This is a genomic window from Bacillus sp. ABR (assembly GCF_056172715.1).
Map to the genome: position 1 here is coordinate 784,279 of NZ_JAOYSL010000002.1, position 23,922 is coordinate 808,200.

At 41.2% G+C, this 23,922-nt stretch carries 23 protein-coding genes and 1 other annotated feature; of the genes, 10 read left to right on the forward strand and 13 right to left on the reverse strand.

What is annotated here, in order from left to right:
* Positions 1–4: 4 nt before the first annotated feature.
* Entirely contained in the window at positions 5–1,147 is a 1,143-nt protein-coding gene (locus OIT90_RS09465) for a cysteine desulfurase family protein (RefSeq protein WP_474892473.1), read from the reverse strand.
* 186 nt (positions 1,148–1,333) lie between these two features.
* On the opposite strand from OIT90_RS09465, the gene brnQ (OIT90_RS09470) reads away from it, so the two are divergent.
* Complete coding sequence (gene brnQ / locus OIT90_RS09470; protein WP_039180644.1) at positions 1,334–2,674, forward strand: branched-chain amino acid transport system II carrier protein; 1,341 nt, start codon at positions 1,334–1,336, stop codon at positions 2,672–2,674.
* 215 nt (positions 2,675–2,889) lie between these two features.
* Positions 2,890–4,233: a branched-chain amino acid transport system II carrier protein gene (gene brnQ / locus OIT90_RS09475; protein WP_474892474.1), complete on the forward strand. Its 1,344-nt coding sequence runs from the start codon at positions 2,890–2,892 to the stop codon at positions 4,231–4,233.
* A gap of 41 nt (positions 4,234–4,274) precedes the next feature.
* On the opposite strand, the gene ezrA is transcribed toward brnQ (OIT90_RS09475), so the two are convergent.
* Positions 4,275–5,978, reverse strand: coding sequence for a septation ring formation regulator EzrA (gene ezrA, locus OIT90_RS09480; protein ID WP_064497820.1), 1,704 nt, complete (start codon positions 5,976–5,978; stop codon positions 4,275–4,277).
* A gap of 340 nt (positions 5,979–6,318) precedes the next feature.
* Here ezrA and hisJ point away from each other — a divergent pair, with 340 nt between their 5' ends.
* Positions 6,319–7,134, forward strand: coding sequence for a histidinol-phosphatase HisJ (hisJ, locus tag OIT90_RS09485; protein WP_064497819.1), 816 nt, complete (start codon positions 6,319–6,321; stop codon positions 7,132–7,134).
* Here hisJ and refZ read toward each other — a convergent pair.
* Entirely contained in the window at positions 7,104–7,769 is a 666-nt protein-coding gene (gene refZ, locus OIT90_RS09490) for a forespore capture DNA-binding protein RefZ (RefSeq protein WP_034624245.1), read from the reverse strand. The genes hisJ and refZ overlap by 31 nt on opposite strands.
* A 126-nt stretch (positions 7,770–7,895) precedes the next feature.
* Between refZ and OIT90_RS09495 the strand changes: the two genes are divergently transcribed.
* From OIT90_RS09495 to OIT90_RS09505, 3 genes are all read left to right on the forward strand, one after another.
* On the forward strand, positions 7,896–8,393 hold the full coding sequence (locus tag OIT90_RS09495) for a GAF domain-containing protein (protein WP_025092283.1): 498 nt from the start codon (positions 7,896–7,898) through the stop codon (positions 8,391–8,393).
* Positions 8,394–8,693: 300 nt separating this feature from the next.
* Complete coding sequence (gene rpsD / locus OIT90_RS09500) at positions 8,694–9,296, forward strand: 30S ribosomal protein S4 (RefSeq protein ID WP_039180654.1); 603 nt, start codon at positions 8,694–8,696, stop codon at positions 9,294–9,296.
* A 280-nt stretch (positions 9,297–9,576) separates the two neighbouring features.
* Positions 9,577–10,131, forward strand: coding sequence for a hypothetical protein (locus OIT90_RS09505; RefSeq protein WP_474892475.1), 555 nt, complete (start codon positions 9,577–9,579; stop codon positions 10,129–10,131).
* Positions 10,132–10,175: 44 nt separating this feature from the next.
* Here the strand turns inward: OIT90_RS09505 and OIT90_RS09510 are convergent, their stop codons facing one another.
* Together OIT90_RS09510 and OIT90_RS09515 are read right to left on the reverse strand one after the other, a co-directional pair.
* A complete protein-coding gene (locus tag OIT90_RS09510; protein ID WP_474892476.1) occupies positions 10,176–10,742 on the reverse strand; it encodes a cysteine hydrolase family protein in 567 nt (188 codons plus the stop codon).
* 209 nt (positions 10,743–10,951) lie between these two features.
* Positions 10,952–11,593, reverse strand: coding sequence for an esterase/lipase family protein (locus tag OIT90_RS09515; RefSeq protein WP_474892477.1), 642 nt, complete (start codon positions 11,591–11,593; stop codon positions 10,952–10,954).
* 207 nt (positions 11,594–11,800) lie between these two features.
* Here OIT90_RS09515 and OIT90_RS09520 point away from each other — a divergent pair, with 207 nt between their 5' ends.
* On the forward strand, positions 11,801–12,157 hold the full coding sequence (locus tag OIT90_RS09520; RefSeq protein ID WP_106025782.1) for an antibiotic biosynthesis monooxygenase family protein: 357 nt from the start codon (positions 11,801–11,803) through the stop codon (positions 12,155–12,157).
* 86 nt (positions 12,158–12,243) lie between these two features.
* Here OIT90_RS09520 and tyrS read toward each other — a convergent pair whose 3' ends face one another.
* On the reverse strand, positions 12,244–13,512 hold the full coding sequence (tyrS, locus tag OIT90_RS09525; RefSeq protein WP_106025781.1) for a tyrosine--tRNA ligase: 1,269 nt from the start codon (positions 13,510–13,512) through the stop codon (positions 12,244–12,246).
* Between the two features lie 53 nt (positions 13,513–13,565).
* Positions 13,566–13,797, reverse strand: a binding site (T-box leader).
* A gap of 58 nt (positions 13,798–13,855) precedes the next feature.
* Positions 13,856–15,580, reverse strand: coding sequence for an acetate--CoA ligase (gene acsA, locus OIT90_RS09530; RefSeq protein ID WP_058838264.1), 1,725 nt, complete (start codon positions 15,578–15,580; stop codon positions 13,856–13,858).
* A 155-nt stretch (positions 15,581–15,735) separates the two neighbouring features.
* Here acsA and OIT90_RS09535 point away from each other — a divergent pair, with 155 nt between their 5' ends.
* Genes OIT90_RS09535 through OIT90_RS09545 form a run of 3 tightly spaced genes read left to right on the forward strand, consistent with a single transcriptional unit; the run spans position 15,736 to position 18,206 of the window.
* Positions 15,736–16,368, forward strand: coding sequence for a GNAT family N-acetyltransferase (locus tag OIT90_RS09535; protein ID WP_039180674.1), 633 nt, complete (start codon positions 15,736–15,738; stop codon positions 16,366–16,368).
* A gap of 39 nt (positions 16,369–16,407) precedes the next feature.
* Positions 16,408–17,049, forward strand: a complete 642-nt coding sequence (locus tag OIT90_RS09540) for a CBS and ACT domain-containing protein (RefSeq protein ID WP_039180676.1) — start codon at positions 16,408–16,410, stop codon at positions 17,047–17,049.
* Positions 17,046–18,206, forward strand: coding sequence for an acetoin utilization protein AcuC (locus OIT90_RS09545; protein ID WP_039180680.1), 1,161 nt, complete (start codon positions 17,046–17,048; stop codon positions 18,204–18,206). Before OIT90_RS09540 ends, OIT90_RS09545 begins: the two co-directional genes overlap by 4 nt.
* A gap of 44 nt (positions 18,207–18,250) precedes the next feature.
* Here OIT90_RS09545 and ccpA read toward each other — a convergent pair whose 3' ends face one another.
* The 6 genes from ccpA to murC all read right to left on the reverse strand — a co-directional run bounded on the left by ccpA (position 18,251) and on the right by murC (position 23,797).
* A complete protein-coding gene (gene ccpA / locus OIT90_RS09550; protein ID WP_024424851.1) occupies positions 18,251–19,252 on the reverse strand; it encodes a catabolite control protein A in 1,002 nt (333 codons plus the stop codon).
* Between the two features lie 451 nt (positions 19,253–19,703).
* On the reverse strand, positions 19,704–20,780 hold the full coding sequence (locus OIT90_RS09555; protein ID WP_034279528.1) for a bifunctional 3-deoxy-7-phosphoheptulonate synthase/chorismate mutase: 1,077 nt from the start codon (positions 20,778–20,780) through the stop codon (positions 19,704–19,706).
* Between the two features lie 222 nt (positions 20,781–21,002).
* Positions 21,003–21,326: a bacillithiol system redox-active protein YtxJ gene (gene ytxJ / locus OIT90_RS09560; RefSeq protein ID WP_039180682.1), complete on the reverse strand. Its 324-nt coding sequence runs from the start codon at positions 21,324–21,326 to the stop codon at positions 21,003–21,005.
* A 33-nt stretch (positions 21,327–21,359) separates the two neighbouring features.
* Positions 21,360–21,830, reverse strand: a complete 471-nt coding sequence (locus OIT90_RS09565) for a YtxH domain-containing protein (RefSeq protein WP_039180684.1) — start codon at positions 21,828–21,830, stop codon at positions 21,360–21,362.
* A 26-nt stretch (positions 21,831–21,856) separates the two neighbouring features.
* Positions 21,857–22,276 (reverse strand): DUF948 domain-containing protein, encoded by a 420-nt coding sequence (locus tag OIT90_RS09570; RefSeq protein ID WP_039180688.1) that lies wholly within the window; start codon positions 22,274–22,276, stop codon positions 21,857–21,859.
* A gap of 222 nt (positions 22,277–22,498) precedes the next feature.
* A complete protein-coding gene (murC, locus tag OIT90_RS09575) occupies positions 22,499–23,797 on the reverse strand; it encodes a UDP-N-acetylmuramate--L-alanine ligase (RefSeq protein WP_039180691.1) in 1,299 nt (432 codons plus the stop codon).
* Between the last annotated feature and the right edge of the window lie 125 nt (positions 23,798–23,922).

Genomic DNA, 23,922 nt, shown 5'->3' on the forward strand with positions numbered 1-23,922 from the left:
GCTGTTATCTCATTCCTTTTAATTTTTTCACACTTTGTGTGATCGATGTGATGATTTGCGATGCAAGCTCTGGTCCTTGTCCATACGTCAAGCTGATTCTCATACTGCTTTTGGCCACTTCCTCTGATTTTCCCATCGCCAGCAGTACACGGCTTGGCTCTTTTTTCTTGGCTGAGCAGGCAGAGGTTGTAGAAACATATATGCCTTCTTTTTCAAGCATATGGAGGAGGACTTCAATTTGAATACCCGGCACTGAAAAATTCACAATGTGCGGCGCACTTTGCGCCCTCGGTGTGTTCATCACAATACCTTCTATGTCTCCAAGCTGTTTTTGCAGCTGCGTTTTTAAGTTCAGCATCTCATCGTGATGCTTGTCAAGCTGTTCATATGATTGTTTCATGGCTTTTGCCAAGCTGACAGCTCCAGCAGGGTTTTCAGTACCTGAACGAAGCCCTAATTCCTGCTCTCCGCCTGTAATGAAAGGGGCGAGAATGACATCTTTCTTTAAAAAGAGTGCGCCTGTGCCTTTTAAGCCATGAATTTTATGACCTGACATCGTCAAAAGATCTACATCCAGCTGTTTATTAAGTGCTACTTTGCACATTCCCTGCACCCCGTCGACATGAAAAAGCGCGTTTTCGGCATGCTCACGAATGATGCCAGCAGCTTCTTCAATCGGCTGGATGGCACCCGTTTCGTTATTGACGTGCATCATGCTGACAAGCACTGTATCAGGGCGAAGCACTTCTTTTAAATGCGTCATATCTGCATGGCCTTGCTCATTTACTTGAATATAGGAGATGTCAAAGCCAAATAACGCCTTTAGCTGTTCAAACGATTCAATGACAGAAGGATGCTCAATTGCTGTCGTCACAATGTGCTTGCCCCGATTCATTTTGGCAAGTGCTGCACCTTTAATGGCGATGTTATTCGCTTCTGTAGCACCAGAAGTAAAAATAATCTCATATTGTTTTAAGCCCGTGTAGTGAAGCATTTGTTTTCTCGTTTCATTTAACAGCCGGCTTGCATCTATTCCGAGCTGATGAAGCGAAGATGGATTTCCAAAATAACGCTCACTCACTTGCTGATATACTTGTATAACTTCAGGGTACGGTTTTGTGGTTGCACTATTATCAAGATACATCATTGCGAAACTCCTTATCCTCTTGCGTTTAACTAATATGATCCGAATTCCTTTTATTTCAATATAAAGCGGTATATTGACAACCTCATCAATTCACTATATCATGCATAGTGCCATTGTCATATTTTTTCCTAAATTAACAGAATATTTAAACATGGCGGAAAAATAAAATAATAGGGGGATAACCTTATGAAAAATAAGTTAAGTCAAACAGACACATTAGCCATCGGCTTAATGTTGTTTGCACTCTTTTTTGGCGCAGGCAATATGATATTCCCTCCTGTACTTGGACAGTACGCAGGTGAAAACGTATGGCTTGCGATCGGTGGATTTTTACTGACAGGCGTGGGACTACCCCTGCTAGGCATCATTGCCGTTGCCTTGACAGGAACAGGTGCAAAAGGGCTTGCTGATAAAGCTCATCCTACATTCGGTACCATTTTCACCGTCATATTATATTTATCCATTGGACCTTTCTTTGCAATCCCTCGTACTGGGACGGTTTCTTATGAGATTGGGCTGGCGCCGTTTCTGTCTGAAGCGCAGTCTGAATCATGGATTCCATTATTCTTGTTTTCAATTGCTTTTTTCGGCATTACCTATGCTCTTGCTTTAAATCCATCGAAGCTTGTTGACCGAATCGGTAAAATTTTAACACCAATTTTACTCGCTGTCATTGCTTTAATTGTGATCAAAGCAATCGCAACACCAATGGGTGGAATTGGCAGTCCACATCCAACCTATGAAGGAAGCCCGCTGTTTACCGGCTTTTTAGAAGGCTACAAAACGATGGATGCTCTTGCTTCAATCGTTTTCGGAATTGTCGTTGTCACGGCTGTGAAAGAGCGTGGTATTACAGAACGTAAATCGATTGCAGCAGCCTGTATTAAAGCGGGGCTTGTCGCAGCTGCTGGACTAGCTCTTGTGTACATATCACTCGCTTATGTCGGAGCATCAAGTCCTGAGGCTACAGGTATGGTCGGAGCAAATGATGGGGGAAAACTCCTTTCGCTTGCGGCAAACTTTTTATTTGGTTCTGCTGGAAATATTGTGTTAGGGGCTGCGATTTTATTTGCTTGTTTGACCACAAGTATTGGACTTGTTTCATCCTGCGGAGAATATTTTTCTACGCTATTTCCACGCTTTTCTTATCGTACAGTTGTTTTAGTTGTATCTTTATTCAGTACATTTGTAGCAAACCTGGGACTGGCACAAATTATTTCGCTCTCTGTTCCAGTGCTTGTTGCGATTTATCCGTTAGCCATCGTGATCATTCTCTTATCTTTTATTGATCGATGGATCAATGGAAGACGAATCATTTATATCGCTTCACTCCTTTTCACAGGTGTCTTTGCTGTGATTGATGGGCTCGTGGCAGCGAAAATCCCTCTTGGCGGATTACCTGAATTTTTAGAAGCTGTTGTTCCTTTATATAAACTTGGGATCGGCTGGGCAATCCCTGCCGTTCTTGGAGCTATTATTGGACTTCTTATTTCTTTATTCACGAGTCCACCTAAACAGCTTGCTTAATCAAGCATCAAAACAAAAAACATCCCTTTCCATAGGAGAAGGGGATGTTTTTTTATGTTCTTCATATACTAAAATAGAAAAATTCATGACTTTTGTATGAAAACACATGTTGACATCAGGCGTACATCCTTTATAATTAGTGAATGTTAATGAAGAACGGTTTTAACAACTAATTAACAGAATATTTCAACATAATATTGGAGGCTTTATATTCAATGAAGGCAACATTGTCGACGAAAGATACGGTTATTATAGGTTTTATGTTATTTGCTTTATTCTTCGGCGCCGGAAATATGATTTATCCACCAGAGCTTGGGCAATATGCTGGAACAAATGTATGGAGAGCAATGGGCGGATTTTTATTAACAGGTGTCGGTTTACCTCTACTAGGTATTATTGCGATCGCTTTAACAGGACGTGATGCAAAAGGACTTGCGGATAAGGCTCATCCAGTGTTTGGAACAGCATTCACCGTCATTTTATATTTATCCATTGGGCCGCTTTTCGCTATTCCGCGTACAGGAACAGTTTCGTATGAGATTGGCGCATTACCATTTTTATCAAGTGTACCAGCTTGGCTGTCCCTTCTTTTATTTACACTCGTCTTTTTCGGTATTACGTATTACCTTGCTTTAAATCCAACGAAAATCGTGGATCGTGTAGGGAAAATATTAACACCGATTAAATTTACGATCATTTTTATTATCATTGTCAAAGCCATTTTGACGCCAATGGGCGTGATTGGTACACCAGATGTATCTTATAGCAACGGATCGTTTTTCAAAGGGTTTTTAGAGGGCTATAAAACGATGGATGCTCTTGCTTCTATTGTATTTGGAATTGTTGTCATCAACGCGATTAAAGGACGCGGTGTGACAAGTAAAAAGGCCCTGGCTTCTGCTTGTATCAAAGCAGGTTTGATTGCAGCTGCTGGATTAACCTTCGTTTACCTGTCACTTGCGTATCTAGGTGCTTCTAGTACACATGCCATTGGATTCGTTGGAGATGGAAGCAAAATCTTAGCTCAGTCTTCTCAGTTCCTTTTCGGAAGTCTAGGAAATATTGTGTTAGGAGCTGCCATTACAGTCGCTTGTTTAACAACAAGTATCGGTCTTGTCACATCATGCGGAGAGTATTTCTCAAAGTTACTTCCTAAACTTTCTTATAAAATGGTCGTGACACTTGTTACATTATTTAGTTTCATCATTTCTAACTTTGGACTTGCTCATATCGTTGCTTTCTCTGTTCCAGTCTTAACAGCGATTTATCCTCTGGCAATTGTGATCATCGTTCTATCACTTGCTGATAAATGGCTTGGACATAGAAGACCAGTATATGTCCTCTCGTTAATTTTAACAGGGTGCGTCAGCTTATTTGACGGATTAGCAGCAGCAAAGCTTCCAATCGGTCCAGTAAAAGACCTCTTCCAAACAGTATTGCCTTTTTATGACCTTGGCATTGGCTGGCTTGTCCCTGCGTTACTTGGAGTCGCCATTGGATTCCTGATCTCACTTTTCACTTCTTCTACTTCAGAAGAACGCCAAAAACAGGCGTCATAATACAAAAAAGCTGAAGTCCTATCAATGGACTTCAGCTTTTTTTATTGATGCTGATATTCTTTTTCCTGCTGAGCTAATAGCTTCTGAACGGCTCCAGGTGATGCTTTTTCAACAGCAGCTGCTGCTACATCAAATGAACCGTTATAATCGTATGCATAAAATCTTCGCTCTGCCTCTTTTAATTGTTCAGAAAGAATATGATTTTGGCTTCTAAAACGATTACCGTATTGAATGATTCGTTCAATTTGATCCACTTTAGTGAGCATTTCTTCCGTCTCATCCACAACATGTCTCACTGTGTCAGAGGCTTCTTTTAATTGCTCATTCACGGCTGGCATGTTGAGCGGCAGGTTCTCAAGCTGCTCGTGCACTTGCTGAATCATCTCCTGCGCTTTTTCAGCCTGCTCTTTCATGTCAGCAGGTACACCTGGAATATTGCTTTTTTGCAGCTGACGCACTGTATCTGTCAGCATCGTTTTGAGCTCAGCCAGTGTTTCTCTCGCTTGCAGCTCTTCTTTTCTTAATGATTGAAGGTGATCTTTAAACGTATCATGCAATGCTTTTGCATCATCGATAAAGGTTTCGAGCTGATTGATTTCATCCATTAATAATGAATATGCGACATGATCACGATCAAGCTTCTCTCGAATTTGTTTCATGAGCTTTTCAATTTCTTCTAAGCGTTTTTCGAACGCCTTCTGTTGATCAAGCTCTCCGGCTGTCAGTTTGTAGCTTTCTTTTACAAGAGCTGTTTCTGCCTTTGTTTGCGTGTGATCCTGCTCGAGTTTTTCAAATGCTTCCGTCAGCTCAGGCATTTTGCTTTTGATTTCCTGCCCTGCTTCTACTTCCGCTTCAAGCTGATCATACAGCGTCTGAATTGCATCATCAATCATTTGGAGAATGCTTGATGCTTCATCCAGATTGAGTTCATCAATCAGCAGTTTTTCCGCACGGGTCAGCTGTTTGTTTAAGTTCTCAAGCTCTTTAGTGATCTGGATGTGCTCGAGCTTGTAGCCTTTGTCTGTCATTTCTTTATATCCGTCTTTCAGCTTCGTCAGCTGGCCTGGTACGGTTTGTTTGCAGTCTGCAATGAGCTTCGGTACATCATTGATATACAGCTGAAGCTGATCGAGTCTGCGGTCTTGCTCAAGCAAAATCTTTCTTGCTTTCATATAGTTTCCGTTTTCTGTCTCTTCCTCATACTGCTTGATCCCTTCCCAGGCCTCATCTAAGTCCTGCTCCATTTTGTCATAAAGGGTGCCGTATAAATGGCTGTACGCAAGCAGATTTTTTCGAACTGTTTGATATTGTTCTTTGACCTTTTCAATGTCCTTGCGATTTTGCTCCTCGCTTGTGACAAGGTCTGCAATCTCTTTTAAAATGTCTTCAATGTTCGAATCAGCAGCACTCAGCAAGTCCTCAATGTGCGTAAGAACCTGCTTGGCTTTGGAGAATCGATATTTATCAGAATACTCTTCTGCATCATATAATAGCTCCTCTACCTTTGGAAGATGGGCTGTGACGATATCGTCCCACTCTGCACGCCATCTTTCAAAAAATTGCTCTGTTTCTCCGGTCATTTTTAAATGTTTGATTTTTGAAATTTCTTCTACAATTGATCTGTTTAAAATTTCAATTTTCCATGCTTCCAATCGGTCAATCTCTTTATATATATTTTTTCGCAGGAAATAACCGACTGAAAACAAAGCAAGCAAAATGACAATTAAACCGATGATTAACTCCATAATGAGCCCCCTTGTTGTGATCTAAGTGATGTCAGGGTAAAAGTGTCCCGAGTAGACCTGAGAACCCTTTCGTGTCCGCTTTGCATTTGTTTTTTATAAGCAGGATCGTATGTTTTCCAATACCATCCATTCACGGTTTTATGTATGTTTTTTCAAGAAAGTATTTGTGCGCTTTCTATCAATTGATCACACGTATCAATGTGACCTGCTTTTATGTATGCGGAAGCTGTCGTTTTCATTGTTATTATGATACCATGTAACCAGCATTTTTGGTCATGATTTTTCATTATTTTCGCTGATAAACATCACGTTTTTCAAAATATCGACAAGAGGTGACGACATGCTGAAACAAGATGCACATCTACATACACCGTTTTGCCCGCACGGTTCGCTTGATTCTTTTCATTCTTATATTGAAAAAGCCATCAAAAAGGGATTTGATTCCATAACCTTTACCGAGCATGCCCCGCTGCCTCCATCGTTTCAAGATCCAACACCTGAGCAGGATAGTGCCATGAAGCTCCAAGACCTTGAAGCGTATATCACGAAACTGGCTCAGCTGAAACAAGAATACAAAGGACAATTAATAGTAAAAACTGGGCTTGAGGTTGACTTTATCAAAGAGTATGAAGAGGAAACTAGAACCTTTTTAGACTGCTACGGTCCAGAGCTAGACGACGCCATTTTATCTGTACACTTTCTTCCTGCTGGCGATGATTATATTTGCCTTGATTTTGACGAGCATGCCTTCCAGCAGCTAATAAGCATCTATGGCAGCATCGAACAGGTCTACCAAAGCTACTATGACCAAATTCATTCTTCTATTCTATCATCTTTAGGCCAATATAAGCCAAAGAGAATCGGTCATATCACCCTTGTCCAGAAATTTAAACAGCTTTTTCCATATGAAATGTCATCTGAACTTTGTCAAAAGGTCACCCTTTGCCTTGAAGAAACGGCAAAAAAAGGCATGTCCTTAGATTTTAATACATCAGGTCTTCGTAAAACATATGCCAGAAGTATCTATTTAGATCCATGGATGATTGACCTTGCCAAAAAGAAAAAAATTCCGCTCATATTCGGCTCTGATGCCCATCAAGCGGAAGATCTCGGATATGCGTATGATCAATTCGAGGACATCATGAGGTTCAGATGAGAATCTAATGCCGGCTCTTTTGGTTCTAACAGATGATGAAGCGAGCGGCTCAGCTCTTTAAAGTACATTTGATAGAAATACGGCTCACTTGGGTTCAAATAAAGCACCTCTGTTAAATATTGCGGCTGTAAATATGGCATCATGAGAAGTGATTTCAGCTGAATCATAAAGGATGCGAGTGAAAGCTGCTCACAAATAACATGGGTGCTTTTTCCTTTTTCAATGATAAGCTGAAACAAATACTTTTCTTTTGTTAAATATGTCGACATGATTTCTCTGATGAGTGTCGAATCAATCGTCACCTCCCGATAAACGAAACGGGTTAATTGACGGTGCTTGTGCTGATAAGATAAAATATCAAAAACCACATGTAGTAAGCATTCTTTTGCGTGACGGGTTTCCATGTGATGAAGATGTGATTCAATCATATGAATGTAACCTTCATAAAAATCGGATACGAGCTGCTCAAGAAGCCCTCCTTTTCCTTGAAAGTAATAAGAAATGTGGGCAACGTTGACATTCGCTTCCTTCGCAATCTCACGGACAGAGGTTCCAGAAAATCCTTTTTGGTTAAAAAGTCTGATGGCAGCATCCATAATACGGTCTTTTGTTTGCACGGTTGTTGATGTTTTCATCCGCTCACCCCTCTTCATGTGTACATACTTCAAGATGAAGGCGGAAGTTCCTTTTACAATTGCTCGACAAATCCCACATGCGAAACGCAAGTTATGTATTTTTAAGATAGAAAGTAGGAGATTTTCATGTTTCATGTCGAAAAACAGTCTGGCGATCCTTCAAAAGACTATCAATTGCTTGTCAAACAGGTAGAAGCCATTACAGATGGTGAACCTGATCTGATTGCCAACTTGGCAAATGCAGCTGCGCTACTCTATCACTCACTTCCTGAAGTTAATTGGGCAGGGTTTTATTTAGCAAAGGACGGCGAGCTTGTGCTTGGTCCATTTAACGGACTGCCTGCATGTGTGCGCATCCCTTCTGGAAAAGGCGTTTGCGGTACAGCGTTTGCGACAGGTGAAGTGCAGCGTATCGCTGATGTCCATGCTTTCCCTGGACATATTGCGTGTGATGCCGCATCGCAATCTGAAATAGTCATTCCGCTCAAGGTCAATGGACAGATCATTGGGGTACTCGACATTGACAGTCCTGTGAAAGACCGCTTCAGTGAAGTAGATGAGACCTACCTTATTCAATTTACAGAGATTCTTCAACAGGCGTTATCCGTCTCTACGGATGCGTAATCATGCAGAAAAAGCAGGCACATTGTCTGCTTTTTTATGTTTCTTTATATAATGGGGAACGTCACCTTTGCCTCTAAATAGGTTGACTTCTCCTATCCAGCGTCATATAATAGAGTTTGTGTGAAATATGGCAGCCTTTTTGTTCGGCTTTTTTGTATCATTTTGTTCCTTCTATATGAAGGTGCATCTTGTAACTCCCTGCTGCTGGAGCGAGGATGCATGAAAACATAATGACGAAGAAGAGGAAGAACAGACGGTTTTTATTTTTCACAAATAAAAACAATAAGGAGGAGTCACATTATGGCTCGCTATACAGGTCCAAGTTGGAAGATTTCCCGCCGTTTAGGCATTTCATTAAGCGGAACAGGTAAGGAACTTGAAAAACGCCCTTACGCTCCAGGCCCACATGGTCCAGGACAACGCAAAAAACTATCTGAATACGGTTTACAATTACAAGAGAAGCAAAAGCTTCGTCACATGTACGGTGTCAACGAACGTCAATTCCGTACACTATATGACAGAGCTGCTAAACTTCCTGGTAAACAAGGTGAAAACTTCATGATCCTTCTTGAAACTCGCCTTGACAACCTAGTATACCGTCTTGGCCTTGCTCGTACTCGCCGCCAAGCTCGTCAGCTAGTAAACCATGGTCACATCCTTGTTGATGGAAGCCGTGTAGACATCCCATCTTTCTCTGTGAAACCAGGTCAAACGATTGCTCTTCGTGAGAAATCTCAAAACCTTGCAGTAGTGAAAGAATCAGTTGAAGTAAACAACTTCGTTCCTGAATACCTTTCTTTCGATGCTGAAAAGCTTGAAGGAACTTTCACTCGTCTTCCAGAGCGTTCTGAATTAGCGCCTGAAATCAGCGAACAACTAATCGTTGAGTTCTACTCTCGTTAATTTCATTACTTCTCTAAGAGAGAGCAAAAAAACCCTAGATCCCTTGATTGTTCAAGGATTTCTAGGGTTTTTTGTATGTTCTCAATTATACATGAAATCATTTGAAGTCATCTTCCATATTCAACACTTATTTTCCCCGGCTGCCTGCCCCATTCTTACTTCAATCATATATACAAATATAGGAAACATTTCATTGAAGTGCCTTTTTTCTATTGGTACAATAATGATAGATGACGTATCAGTCGTATTGTTCTCTATAGTACTTAGATGGAGGAGATCCATGTTTAGTATCATAATCATTCTATTCTTACTCTTAATCTTATCAGTGATTGCCTATTCTCTTTTAAGAAAAAAACAGATTATCGATGAACCGCCAAATAGATTTGCTGCAAGTCTGTTTATCTTCCTGCTCTTTTTTTCTATCTGCTTCGTGATCGCGATTCCTAGTGTATTGCTATACATCACCATTTTAGGTGTGAATTTTCTTTTTGGAGAAACCATCACGTATGATTCATTTTTTTCTTTAATCTCTTTCTCTTTGTTCGTGAGTGTTATCGTTGTTTTTTGGTCACCTCTCCTTCTATTCATAGGAAAAGGACTGGCTTATCTCCTTAAACTTCCTGTATGGCTCACTTATACTTTGGAATGGGTGAGTTCTTGGATCGTTTTACATCTCTCTATCAAGTATGTCCTTTACTTAAATTTAATGAATGTATCGATAGGGGATTCCGGCGTATTAATTTTATCATTCTTTGTCAGTTTTTTATTTATTGAGATTGATCTCTTTTACTCACGTAAGAAACAACGAAAACAATCACTGGACACATATCATTAGCATGATAAAAGCTCCTAGATCTCTTTCTAGGAGCTTTCAAACGTTCATTCTGGACTTGTCCATTTTGCGATGAGCTGCTCTGTTGTCATGACAGTCGCAAATTCATCATGCAGGGTTGCAAGTGAGAGCCGGTGGATCGTTTCTGGGTCAAAATATGTACCATTTTGATCCGTTAATCCAAAGGCAGCTGTTGCATCTGAGATCAGGTACGTATCAAAACCAAGATTTCCGCTCATTCTTGTCGTTGTTGATACGCAATGAGGAGTTGTTAATCCTGCGATGACGACCGTGTCAATCTGGTTTGATCTTAGTTGTTCTTCTAGGCTTGTACCTATAAAGCTGCTGTTGACTTTCTTTTGTATCACCGTTTCTTCCTCTAGCGGTTTAGCAATATCTTTAAAAAGGTGCCCTTCATTTGCTGGATGAAAGACAGATTCCGGATTGTCGGATGTATGCTGAATATGAATCACTTTCCAGCCTTTCTCTCTCCAAAACGTCAATAGCCGGCTAATATTTTCCTCTGCCTCTAGGTTATTGCGTTCTCCCCATTTTTCATGCTCGAACGCTTTTTGTACATCTACAATGATGAAAGCCTTTTGATTCGTTTTCACAAACGCCCACCTCCGAAGATTCTTATTCACTACATGTAGTGTACGGAATGGCGAACGTTTTGTACATGCTTTTATTCGGTTATGTACGATGCTTTATCTGTTTTGTGTCATCGTTATGCTTCCCTTTTCAATATCTCTTTCATCTAACAGCTGCCATATGCCAATTGACATTAAAAAAGACAGCATATACCGCTGTCTTTTTTCGTTTTTTAATTCGTATTCTGTCCTCCGCCGTTCAGTCCTTCTTTAATATAGCCTTTCACTTGGCTTGAGGTTAATAGACCGATATGGCCAACGCCGTGAATCAGGACGTTTCTTGCGCCAATTAAACGAGAGAGGCTGTTGACGACGATGAGATCGGCTGAACTATAAACGGATGTGTAAAGAATTTTCTGATTTGGATCTGTGCCAGGTAATGCTCTGTTTGAAACGAGTCCATTTGCTCCACCAATCGTGACAACGTTTTCAATTTTATCTCCGCCATCAAGATTCTTAATATAGTATAATGTGTTCGCCCCGCCCATACTATGAGCCACAATATCTACTTTTTTGGCACCCGTTTTGTCTAACACATCTTGGACGAATCTGGATAGACGCGGACCATTGTTGCGGTTATTTCCTGTTTTGTCTATGAAATCGATAGCATATAATTGATTTCGATCCCAGCCTTGTCCAACCAAGTAACTTTTAATAGAATAAAAGTTATAAGAGGCACCACCAATACCATGTACCATCACAACCGGATTATGCTCAGCCGCCTTCACCTCTTTCGGCTGGATAAAAGCCATTGAACCAATCACCAATGCAAGTGCAACGAGAATTTGCAAACTCCTTTTCTTAACAAAAATCACTTTCATTCCCCCTTATTCATCTTATACGACTCTATTTTATAAAAGAAAAATATGTCAGAAAAGTGAACAAGGTAATGTTTATGAGATGATTTTACAGAAATATAAATAATCAAAAAGCACCTTGGACTTTTTTAAATTCAAACAAAAAGACTACGAGACCTTCTTTCTTTCATATATAATATCAATAGAAAAAGGAGGTTCTACTAGATGCTATTTACGCAAACCCCTGCTCCACCCTACTATGCCGTGATTTTCACATCAAAACGAACAAATGTTGAGCAGAAAGAATACGCTGCTGCTGCTCAAAAAATGGAAGAATTAGCGAAAGATCTAGATGGGTTTCTTGGAATAGAAAGTGTACGAGATGAACATGGTGTTGGGATCACTGTTTCTTACTGGGATTCATTAACAGCCATCAAAGAATGGAAAGCACATACAGCACATCAGCGTGTTCAAAAAAAGGGGAAAAAGGATTGGTATGAATCCTATACTACCCGAATTTGTAAGGTAGAACATGCTTATACAAACAAAGATTCACTCCTTGAACAAGAAGCAGACGAATGAGCAACTTCTACATAAAAAAGAAAAGCACCTCAATGTACACGAACATTTGAGGTGCTTTTTCATGATGTTTACTGTTTCATAAAGATTTATTTATACGTCACAAGGAAGTATTTCTTTTTCCCTCTTCTTAAAACGGTAAATTGGTTTTCAATTCGGTCGTCAGCTGAGAGCACATAGTCTTTATCTGTTTGTCTCTCTCCGTTGATGGAGACAGCACCATTTGTGATATCTTCACGTGCTTGACGCTTTGATGGAGACAGCTTTGATTCCACAAGAATATCAACTAGTGTTAATTCTTCTGTGCTGCTTTTCTCCATTGATGGAACATCCTTAAAGCCTACTTTCACTTCTTCAGCTGTAAGAGAATTGATCTCGCCTTTAAATAGTGCATTTGAGATGTTGACTGCCTGTTCTAGTGATTCACGGCCATGTACAAGTGTTGTCACTTCCTCTGCTAGACGGCGCTGCGCTTCACGCTTTTCAGGTGCTGTTTGCACTTTTTCTTCATACGATGCGATCTCTTCTTTTGATAAGAACGTAAAGTATTTTAAGTATTTCACGACATCACGGTCATCTGTGTTGATCCAGAATTGGTAGAACTCATATGGAGACGTTTTTTCTTTATCTAACCAGATAGCGCCGCCTTCTGTTTTACCAAACTTTGTGCCGTCTGCTTTTGTGACAAGCGGCATCGTCAGACCGAATGCTTTTGCTCCTTCTGCTTCAGACTTACGGATCAACTCAAGTCCAGATGTGATATTTCCCCACTGGTCACTTCCGCCGATTTGCAGCTTACAATTTTCATTTCTGTAAAGGTTTAAGAAGTCTAAAGACTGCAGGATGACGTAGCTGAATTCTGTGTAAGAAATCCCTGTTTCGATACGTGAGCTCACGATATCTTTTGCCAGCATAAAGTTTACACCGAAGTTCTTTCCAATATCACGAAGGAACGTGATGACATTCATTTGGCTGATCCAGTCGTAGTTATTCACGATGACGGCTGGGTTCTCGCCTGCTTCAAAATCAAGAAATTGAGACAGCTGTCCTTTGATTTTATCTGACCACTGTTCGACGATTTCTGCTGGGTTGAGTGAACGTTCTGCTTTTTTGAAACTAGGATCGCCAATGAGTCCAGTCGCACCGCCAACAAGAGCAATCGGGTGATGACCTGCTTCTTGGAATCTGCGTAATGTTAAAATTGGCAATAGATGACCAATGTGTAAGCTGTCAGCTGTCGGATCAAAGCCGGAGTATAGCTTGATTTTCTCTTCTGCTAATAATTTTGTTAAACCTTCTTCATCTGTTTGCTGCTGAATTAATCCTCTAAACGATAGCTCTTCCATCAATTGACTCATATCCAAATCTCCTTTGTTTAAAATGAAACATAAAAAACGCCCCTTCGAATGAACGAAGGGACGATATATATCGCGGTACCACCCTGCTTAAAAGACAAAAAATCTTGTCTTTTCACTTACACTGATAACGGACAGATCCGTTCTTTCACTAATCAGGGCATGCTCCTTTTCGTAAAAGCGGTTCGTGAGGGTAATTCGAATATCTCTTTGTACTGACTTGCACCAGCCGTCAGCTCTCTTAAACAGGGAAAGATCATTCTACTGAATCTCAGTCAAAACCTTTTCATATTCAACTAATGTCATTTTTAACACACTTTTGATATCAAGTCAACTGATGAAAAAATTAATCTTCCATTGTCGAAAGGTCGCCAGCAGGTAAATTCAGCTCCCACGCCTTTAGCACACGTCTCATAATTTTTCCGCTTCTCGTTTTTGGCAGTTTGTCTTTAAACTCAATTTCTCGCGGTGCCGCATGTGCTGCGAGCCCTTTTTTCACAAACGTACGAATCTCTTCTTTCAGCTCATCTGTCGGCTCATATCCGCTTCTGAGCGCAATAAATGCTTTAATAATCTCACCGCGGACCGGATCTGGCTTTCCAATGACACCAGCCTCTGCAATGGCTGGATGTTCGACCAGTTTACTTTCTACCTCAAATGGACCGACCCGCTCTCCTGACGTCATGATGACGTCATCGACACGTCCCTGGAACCAAAAGTATCCGTCTTCGTCCATATAAGCTGAATCTCCTGAAACATACCAATCTCCCGGCATAAAGTAAGATTCATATTTTTCAGGATTGTTCCAGATCGTATGCATCATAGAAGGCCAGCCTTTTTTAATCGCAAGGTTGCCCATCCGGTATGGCGGAAGTTCATTTCCTGCATTATCAACAATCGCCGCTTCTACGCCTGGAATTGGTTTTCCCATCGAGCCCGGCTTGATGTCCATGCATGGATAATTACAAATCAGCTGTGCACCCGTTTCTGTCATCCACCAAGTGTCGTGAATTCGCTTGCCAAAAACAGCATCTCCCCAGCGGATGACTTCTGGATTAAGAGGCTCTCCCACACTTAGCACATGACGGAGCGAGCTGAGGTCATATTTTTGAATGAGGTCATCCCCTGCCCCCATGAGCATTCTAAAGGCTGTCGGGGCACTGTACCAAACGGTTACACCGAGTGATTCAATGGTTTCATACCACGTATCAGGATTAAACCGGCCGCCTAAAATCACATTCGTCGCCCCATTAAACCACGGTGAAAAAATACCGTACACTGTGCCTGTAACCCAGCCTGGATCAGCTGTACACCAGTAAACGTCATCTTCTTTCAAGTCAAGCACCCATTTACCAGTCTGGCCTTGCTGCACCATTGCACCATGGACATGAAGCACACCCTTTGGCGTACCGGTAGATCCTGATGTGTAATGAAGCAGGAAGCCGTCTTTTTCATCCATCCATTCAATTTCAAGCTCCTTTGCTGCCTCCTCAAACGCCTCTTCATAGTGAATTGTCCGAACGCCATCGACGTCTTCATTTTCACCGCCGACAATGATGACAGATTCAAGCTTTGGAAGCTCTGCAAATGGAATTCGTTCAAGTAGATCGGGTGTTGTCACGATCACCTTTGCTTCACTATTTTCTAAACGGTCTTTGACGGCACCTTCCATAAATGCCTCAAATAACGGGCCAACGATCGCCCCAATTTTCACTGCGCCTAGCAGAAGAAAATAGAGCTCAGGTGATCTTGGCATAAAGATAAACACGCGATCCCCTTTTTCCACATGTGCCTTTTCTTTGAATAGATTTCCCGCTTTGTTTGTGTTGATTTTCATATCCCTGAACGTATACTTTTCATCCCGCTCTGAATCTTTGTAGTGAAGCGCCACCTTGTTCTGACGAAACGAGTCCGCATGTCTGTCAATCGCTTCATAGGCTGCATTTATTTTTCCTGTTTCATACCAGGAGAAGTTTTTTCTAGCTTCCTCCCATGAAAAATCTTTGTATGCCTGCTCATAATCATTTAAATGATAATCCCCTTTTACTGATGGTAGCGTTTCCAATTTCATCAAACAGTCCCCCTTTGCATACGTTTACAATGACCATTATAGTATAGATGACTTTTTTTCTCAATTTTTAAAAAACTTCTGATGAAACCGTTTTAATTCTTACAAGATTTAAGATAGAATAGAGACGACTCACTAGAATTAGGGGCGGTGGATACGTGGAGCATCCTAAAACTTATTATTCAAAAACCATTGAGCGAGAAACAGGTTCCATCCTGATTGAAGGACCGGTACCTGCATCAGCGCTTGCGAACTATACGTTTCATGAAGGACTAACGGCATTTCGCACGCCTGAGGAACAGAAACAAGCACTTGTTGAAATAGCAGATCTTCCAGAAGGACGTATTATCATTGCAAGAGTGAATGAGCTTGTCGTAGGCTATGTCACGTATTTGTATCCTGATCCACTTGAGCGCTGGTCAGAGGGCAAAATGGACAATTTAATTGAGCTTGGCGCAATTGAGGTCGCTCCTCCATTTAGAGGATGCTCACTTGGCAAGCATTTGCTTGATGTGAGCATGATGGATGAGCAAATGGAGAATTACATCATCATTACAACTGAATATTACTGGCATTGGGATTTAAAGGGGACAAAGAAAAACGTTTGGGAGTACCGCAAAATGATGGAGAAAATGATGAACGCAGGCGGTCTTGTCTGGTTTGCAACAGACGAGCCAGAGATTAGCTCACATCCAGCCAATTGTTTAATGGCCAGAATTGGGAAACATGTGAGTCCTGATTCGATCGAGCGTTTCGATCGTCTTCGCTTCCATCAGCGCTTTATGTATTAACGTTCAATTCGTTTTTTTGGCAAAGGGGATTGGTAAACAATGATGATTGAACAAATTATGGAGCGTGATGTGATCACGCTGCGAAAAACCGATACGATTGAAGAAGCCATTCAAAAAATGAGTGCACACCACATCCGGCATATTCCGATCGTATCTGATCAAGGATCTGTCATTGGGATGGTGACAGATCGGGATATTAAAAATGCCAGTCCAAGTATTTTTGAGACAGAGAAAAGAAAGCTCTTTATTCAGCGGCCAGTCGAAGAGATCATGGTATTAGAGACGATCACTGCTCACCCGCTTGATTTCGTTGAGGAGATATCAAGTGTCTTTTTTGAGCACGGAATTGGCTGTCTTCCGGTGGTGAGACGTGGCAAACTTGTAGGCATTATCACAAAAACAGATCTGCTTCGTACGTTTGTAAGACTGACAGGTGCAGATCAGCCTGGATCGCACTTAGAGGTTGAAGTGGAGCAGATGACTGAAGGCCTCGCAGACATTACAGCCATTTTAAAGGAGCAGCATATTCAATTGCTGAGTGTGCTTGTGTATCCTCATGCCAATGAGGCTTCTAAAGTGCTCGTATTCCGCCTTCAAACCATTCATGCAGATCATGTGATGAAGCTGATTCGCGCAAAAGGCTATAAGGTGCTCTGGCCTATGGAGCAGACGATCAAATGAAGGAAGCGACCTTTGTTTTTTCACCATCTTTTCAAACGTACCAATTTAACCAAGATCATCCCTTCAATCAGCTTCGTGTCTACTTAACTTATGATCTTCTTCAAAAAATGAAGGCGTTAACAGAGGATGAAATTGTCGCACCGCGTATGGCTACTCTGGAGGAATTAAAGCTCGTCCATACAGCAGATTATATCCAGGCCGTGCAGCGGGCAAGTGAAGGAAAGCTGTCTACAGCAGAGGGGGAACGCTACGGTCTTGGCACAGAGGATACACCGATGTTCGCAGGCATGCATGAGGCGGCATCTCTCCTTGTTGGCGGAACGTTAACAGCAGTTGATCAAGTGATGCTCGGTCATTCCCAGCATGCACTCAATCTTGGCGGCGGGCTTCACCACGGGTTCAAAGGGCGTGCATCTGGCTTTTGTATTTATAATGACAGCTCTGTGGCGATTCAATATATTCAAAAGACATATGGCGCTAGAATTTTATATATTGATACGGATGCTCATCACGGCGATGGTGTCCAGTTCAGCTTCTATGACGACCCAGAGGTATGTACAGTCTCCATTCATGAAACAGGACGCTACTTGTTCCCTGGAACGGGACAAGTACAGGAAAGAGGCCACGATAAAGGCTATGGCTACGCCTATAATATTCCGCTAGATGCATTTACGGAAGATGAGTCGTTCCTCGAAGCATACCGAACAGCAGTGACTGAGATTGCTGCTTTTTTTAAACCAGATGTGATTTTGACGCAAAACGGAGCTGATGCACACTACTATGATCCGTTAACTCATTTATCTGCCACTATGAAAATATATGAGGAAATTCCTAGACTTGCCCATGAACTTGCGCATCAATATTGTGACGGCAAATGGATCGCTGTTGGCGGAGGGGGATATGATATTTGGCGCGTCGTCCCAAGAGCGTGGAGCCGTATTTGGCTTGAGATGAAAGGCATTACACCGCCAGATGAACTCCCTCGGGATTGGATTCAAGCCTGGAATAAGCAATCGCCTGTTACCCTTCCACCTACGTGGAGAGACCCTGACGATTTATATCCACCGATCCCAAGAAAAGCTGAAATCACAGAAAAGAATGCTCAAACAGTAGAAAAAGCACTCATGCCTGTTAGAAGAGAAAAGAAAAAGGCATAAGAAAAGCAGGCTTTCCCTCATAAGGTAAGCCTGCTTTTTTTGTTTTATTTCGTTGATTGTCTTTCTTCAATTCTGTGCGGAAGCTCAACAATTTGATCGTCCACTTGTTCTTTGTTCATCAGCTTTGTGAGCAGTCTCATGGCAACAGCACCAATATCATATGTCGGCTGAACGACTGTTGTCAGCTGAGGACGCACCATGAGAGAAAGTCTTGTGTTATCGAAGCCAATCACTTCTAAATCTTCAGGAATGGATACCCCTCTGTCTTGTGCTCCGTGAATGACACCTAGCGCCATTTCATCTGTAGCTGCGATAACAGCTGTCGGCTTGTCAGACTGCTCGAGCAGATGAGCGAGTGCTTCAATTCCAGAATCATAAGAGTAATCGCCTTCAGCGACGAGTGCATCGTCAAACGCGATGCCCGCTTCTTCAAGCGCACGCTTATAACCTGCAAGTTTTCTCACGGAATTAATTGGTTCTGACATTGGACCAGAAACAAACGCAATTCGTTTATGTCCTTTTTCAACTAACAGCTGAACGGAATCATAAATGGCCTGCTCATAGTTGATATTGACAGATGGTGTTTGAGCTTGCTCTTCAACAGATGCTGCAAGAACAATCGGTACAGGAGAGCGCTTAAATTCTTCCACATGCACGTCTGTGATGTTTCCGCCCATAAAGACAATTCCGTCTACTTGTTTACCGAGCATCGTATTTAACAAATGAAGCTCTTTATCAGTATTTTGATCTGAGTTGCTCAAAATGATGTTGTATTTATACATCGTGGCGATATCTTCAATACCGCGTGCTAATTCCGAATAGAAGATACTAGAAATATCAGGGATGATGACCCCAACTGTCGTTGTTTTTTTACTTGCTAGGCCTCGTGCCACTGCATTCGGACGATAGCCAAGGCGATCAATCGCTTCAAGCACCTTTTTTCTTGTTGTTGGTTTTACGTTTGGATTACCATTTACTACGCGTGATACCGTTGCCATACTTACATTTGCTTCTCTTGCTACATCATATATTGTAACATTATTCACATAAATCACTCCTTCAAATACACTTCATATCTATAGCATTCACCAATTGGATAGAGACATGTCAGATACGAGGAAAATAATATCCTATTTGTCATTAAAACGATGAAAAGAGACACATAATTTTTCAATCTACATCAAAATGACATTCTTTTATGAAATTATACACGTTTTTTTGTCATATGAAAACGTTCCCTTTCTTTTTATAACTAAATTAAACAAACTTTAAACAGCTTGTTACCTGTAATTTGAATCATATTTCATAAAAAACCATCGAGAACGCCAGCTATGACAATGATCTTAACAGATTCTATCGATTTTTAAAAATGAAAACATTGTGAACAGGCTCTTTTTGAACTTGCAATGTGCTTTCTTCCTTTCATTCCCAAACTTCATCGTATTTATTCCATAAAAAAACCGCCGGGCAGTTTCCGGCGGCTATTTCTATCTATGATTATGCGTGAATGTTGACAAGTGGTCTTAACGCATCTAACCATTTTTCGAATTGTGGAATGTCCATTTGCTGCGCTGAATCAGATAGAGCAACAGATGGATCTGGATGTACTTCTGCCATAACACCGTCTGCTCCAATCGCAAGAGCTGCTTTTGCTGTTGGAAGGAGAAGATCTCTACGTCCAGTTGAATGCGTCACATCAACGAAGACTGGTAAATGTGTCTCTTGTTTCAAGATTGGCACTGCTGAGATATCTAGCGTATTTCTTGTTGCTGTTTCGTATGTGCGGATACCGCGCTCGCAAAGGATGATTTGATCATTTCCTTGGGCGATGATGTATTCAGCTGCATTGATGAATTCTGAAATAGTCGCTGCAAGACCGCGTTTTAAAAGAACTGGTTTCTTCACGGAACCGGCTTCTTTTAACAGTTCGAAGTTTTGCATGTTACGTGCCCCAATTTGGATGACATCAATATGCTCAATCGCTTCTTCAATATGAGCAGGATTAACAATTTCACTAATGACAGCAAGACCGTATTCATCCGCTACACGCTTTAGAATCTTAAGACCATCTACACCAAGTCCTTGGAAATCGTATGGACTTGTACGAGGTTTAAATGCGCCTCCGCGTAGTAGTTTTAACCCTTGTTGTTTCGCTGCTGCAGCTACTTCTGCAACTTGCTCGTAGCTTTCAACAGCACATGGTCCAACGATGAAGCGCTGCTTTCCATCACCGATCGCTTCCCCATTGATGTTCACGATTGTGTTTTCTGGTTTTTTCTTACGAGAAACAAGAAGTGCTTTGCTATGGTCATCTTCTTGAAGCTCTAGACCTGCTTTGAAAATCTCTTTGAAAATATGCTGAATGGTTGAGTTTTCAAATGGTCCATCATTTTCTTCAAGAATTTGGTTCAGCATTGTGCGCTCTCTGACAGGATCATAACGGTTGACACCTTGCGCTTCTTTCGCTTTTCCAATTTCTTTTACAATGTTTCCTCTTTCATTGATCAGTTTTAAGATTTGAAGATTTAGTTCATCTGCTTGCTGCCTCAATTTTTCTAGTTCATTGTTGCTCATTTTTGTCATCCTTTCCTCTGCCTGTTCTCGCTTTTTATTTTTTCATTCTTGCATGATAGGGTTTATTATAAACAAAGATTTCGGAATTGTCACGAAAATTTTCTTTATTACCCAAACGCTTTTAAGCGGTAAAGTATTGTATGTAAGATTATAGCATACTTTTCGTTCAAGTAAACCTTTTTTTATAAAAAAAACGTCAGCCGCTGCTGACGTTTCTTTCTTTTACAGATTATGTTCAAGCGCTTCTTTTGTAATGCTTGAGTGGGATGCATGCCACTTCACTTTTCCACCACTAAAGACGAGTGCTTGAGGACTTTCGTGCTTTACACCCGATTTTTCAGCCACGTAGGATGAAAGCTCTCTCGTATTTTGAATTTGCAAGAAATACGTTGGCACGTCTTCGTGTGCAGACGCAAATGCTTCAAACTCATGAAAAGCCGCTTGGCTGATCGGACATGTCAAACTGTGTTTAAAAAAGACAAACGTCCCATCTTGATTCGTTAGTTGATCAAACTGTTCTTCTGTTTCAATGAGTTGTTTTGACATGATGTTCTCCTTCTTCACTTCGAGCTGTGAGGGTTAGCCTTTAGTAGATTGTTCTACTTTTTCTTTGATATCTTTGATGCCGTCTTCAATTTCTGATTTTGCTTCTTGTGCTCGTACTTTTGCTTCATCAGCTACATCTGATGCTTCGCTTGCTAAATCAGCTGCCGCATCTTCTGCTTCACTTTTCACATGATTAGCTTTACCAGCTGCACGGTCTTTTATGTCTTTCACTTTGTCTAAAATCTGATTTGACTGCTCTGCTACAAGCTGAGACAATTCAGACGTTTTATCTTTCGCAATCGTCACATATTCAGTGCCTCTTTCTTTTGCATCTGTTGCGAGTCGATCTGTTTTTTCTTTTAAAACATTCGCTTGGGTGTTCAAATCATCGCGAAGCTCTTTCCCTGACTTCGGTGCTAAAAATAATGCTGTTGTTGCACCAACAATTCCACCAATAAGTGTTCCGATCAAAAAGTCTTTGCTATTGATTCCGTCTTTGCTCATGATTATTCCTCCTATGCGAATATGGTTTATTTTTGGTGTTTACGCTGTTTCCATTTTTTATAAATTTCAAGTGCTGCGTTACTCCAGCTAACCACATCCGTCACTTTTTCTTGATTTCTTTCAACGGATGAAGAAACCGCACCAGCTGCCTGCTTTATGCTTGTATTAAATTGGTTGATCGAGCCACCAATTCCCTGCACCGCATCCACAACTGTGTTAAGTTTTGCCGATTTGTCTTGAATATCTTCAGCAAGCTTGTTTGTCTTATGTAGCAACTGTGCTGTCTCTGTGGTGATACCTTGCATCTGACCTTCAAGACCTTCTAAAGTTGATGCAACATTCTTTAATGTCAGCTGTAAGGATTTTAATGTTTTGGACAAATAGATGACAAGAATGAGGAAAGCAATTGCGATCAGTGCAACGCTTAGATATAGAATAATAATCATCTGATACCTCCTTTGCTGCGGGCATATTCAATTCATTACCCTCTCGTTGTATCATTCAAACATCGCCTAGAATGACCGATTGAATAATAATTCTACACTTATTCGCTAATTCCTGTCCACAGCGAACGAAAAAAAGCGGCACATGTTGACACATTTAGCTCTTTTGTCACATTTTATTCAAAATAAAAAAAGTGCCGCGTGAAACGGCACTTTTTTAAGCATTTATACAGCGACTTTTTCATAAGCGCGCAAATATTTTTGAATGTCTCCTGCTCCCATAAAGATCAGAATCGCATCTTCGTGCGCTTTCAGCACAGATGTATCTTCTTCCTCAATCAATTGGGCCTGCGGGATTTTTTCTCTTAAATCTTCAATGCTCAGCTTCCCAATGTTTTCGCGGGCTGAACCGAAAATATCACAAAGGTAGACATAGTCGGCTTTCTTTAGACTATCAGCAAATTCACTTAAGAATTGCTGTGTACGTGTGAAGGTATGCGGCTGAAAGACAGCCACAATATCACGGTCCGGATATTTTTGGCGAGCTGCTTCAATTGTGACTTCAATTTCAGTTGGATGATGTGCATAATCATCAATTAAGACCTGCTCACCGACCACTTTTTCATTAAAGCGTCGTTTCACACCGCCAAATGTCTTTAATGCGCCTTTGATAAGCTCTACATCAATGGACTCATAGTGACATAATGCGATAACAGCTAACGAGTTGAGGACATTATGATTTCCGTAGGCAGGAATGTAGAAGGTATCATAAAACGTATTGCGTACAAATACATCAAATGTAGTGCCTTCCGTATTTTTCACAACATTACGAGCTTGGAAATCATTTTCTTCGTTGAAACCGTAATACACAACGGGTACCTTCGCTTGAATCTTTGGCAAGTGCTCATCATCACCGCAAGCAATAATCGCTTTTTTCACTTGAAGCGCCATGTTTTGAAACGCGTCAAACACGTCATCAATATCTGAGAAATAATCAGGGTGATCAAAATCAATATTGGTCATGATCGCATAATCTGGATGATAGCTGAGGAAGTGTCTGCGGTATTCGCATGCTTCAAAGACAAAATACTCGCTGTTTTCTTTCCCCATTCCAGATCCATCACCGATTAAGTACGAAGTAGGTTTTGCTGCCTGCATGACGTGAGCAAGCAGTCCTGTTGTCGATGTTTTGCCATGAGCACCAGTAATCGCAACGTTTGTGAATGAATCCATGTATTCTCCAAGAAATTTATGGTAACGAATGACAGGAATCCCTTCAGAAAGGGCACGTTCAATCTCAGGGTGTGTATCGGGGAATGCATTTCCTGCGATGACCGTCATCCCTGGCTGAATATTATCTGGGTCAAATGGTAGAATTTTAATATTTCGTTCTTCTAATGCTTTTTGTGTAAAGATATGTTTTTCGATATCCGATCCTTGGACAGTATACCCAGTATCATGAAGAATTTGGGCCAGTGGACTCATACCTGTCCCTTTTATTCCAACAAAATGATAAACAGTCATAATTGTACCTCCAACAAACGTCTATCTGACTTACAGTATATGACGCTCATTTCAATTTGCAACTTGTGATTTTTGCCTCTAGCTGATCACAGATCGCAGCTCCAAATAAAGATTTTTTTCCGATC

What these genes read in the sequence shown, in the direction of transcription:
- OIT90_RS09540 (WP_039180676.1), top strand. Translation starts at nt 16,408, where the DNA reads ATGATGATTGAACAAATTATGGAGCGTGATGTGATCACGCTGCGAAAA.
- tyrS (WP_106025781.1), bottom strand. Translation starts at nt 13,512, where the DNA reads ATGAGTCAATTGATGGAAGAGCTATCGTTTAGAGGATTAATTCAGCAG.
- ezrA (WP_064497820.1), bottom strand. Translation starts at nt 5,978, where the DNA reads ATGGAGTTAATCATCGGTTTAATTGTCATTTTGCTTGCTTTGTTTTCA.
- acsA (WP_058838264.1), bottom strand. Translation starts at nt 15,580, where the DNA reads ATGAAATTGGAAACGCTACCATCAGTAAAAGGGGATTATCATTTAAAT.
- OIT90_RS09570 (WP_039180688.1), bottom strand. Translation starts at nt 22,276, where the DNA reads ATGATTATTATTCTATATCTAAGCGTTGCACTGATCGCAATTGCTTTC.
- murC (WP_039180691.1), bottom strand. Translation starts at nt 23,797, where the DNA reads ATGACTGTTTATCATTTTGTTGGAATAAAAGGGACAGGTATGAGTCCA.
- rpsD (WP_039180654.1), top strand. Translation starts at nt 8,694, where the DNA reads ATGGCTCGCTATACAGGTCCAAGTTGGAAGATTTCCCGCCGTTTAGGC.
- OIT90_RS09495 (WP_025092283.1), top strand. Translation starts at nt 7,896, where the DNA reads ATGTTTCATGTCGAAAAACAGTCTGGCGATCCTTCAAAAGACTATCAA.
- refZ (WP_034624245.1), bottom strand. Translation starts at nt 7,769, where the DNA reads ATGAAAACATCAACAACCGTGCAAACAAAAGACCGTATTATGGATGCT.
- OIT90_RS09465 (WP_474892473.1), bottom strand. Translation starts at nt 1,147, where the DNA reads ATGATGTATCTTGATAATAGTGCAACCACAAAACCGTACCCTGAAGTT.
- brnQ (WP_474892474.1), top strand. Translation starts at nt 2,890, where the DNA reads ATGAAGGCAACATTGTCGACGAAAGATACGGTTATTATAGGTTTTATG.
- brnQ (WP_039180644.1), top strand. Translation starts at nt 1,334, where the DNA reads ATGAAAAATAAGTTAAGTCAAACAGACACATTAGCCATCGGCTTAATG.
- OIT90_RS09520 (WP_106025782.1), top strand. Translation starts at nt 11,801, where the DNA reads ATGCTATTTACGCAAACCCCTGCTCCACCCTACTATGCCGTGATTTTC.
- OIT90_RS09545 (WP_039180680.1), top strand. Translation starts at nt 17,046, where the DNA reads ATGAAGGAAGCGACCTTTGTTTTTTCACCATCTTTTCAAACGTACCAA.
- OIT90_RS09555 (WP_034279528.1), bottom strand. Translation starts at nt 20,780, where the DNA reads ATGAGCAACAATGAACTAGAAAAATTGAGGCAGCAAGCAGATGAACTA.
- OIT90_RS09505 (WP_474892475.1), top strand. Translation starts at nt 9,577, where the DNA reads ATGTTTAGTATCATAATCATTCTATTCTTACTCTTAATCTTATCAGTG.
- hisJ (WP_064497819.1), top strand. Translation starts at nt 6,319, where the DNA reads ATGCTGAAACAAGATGCACATCTACATACACCGTTTTGCCCGCACGGT.
- OIT90_RS09565 (WP_039180684.1), bottom strand. Translation starts at nt 21,830, where the DNA reads ATGAGCAAAGACGGAATCAATAGCAAAGACTTTTTGATCGGAACACTT.
- ytxJ (WP_039180682.1), bottom strand. Translation starts at nt 21,326, where the DNA reads ATGTCAAAACAACTCATTGAAACAGAAGAACAGTTTGATCAACTAACG.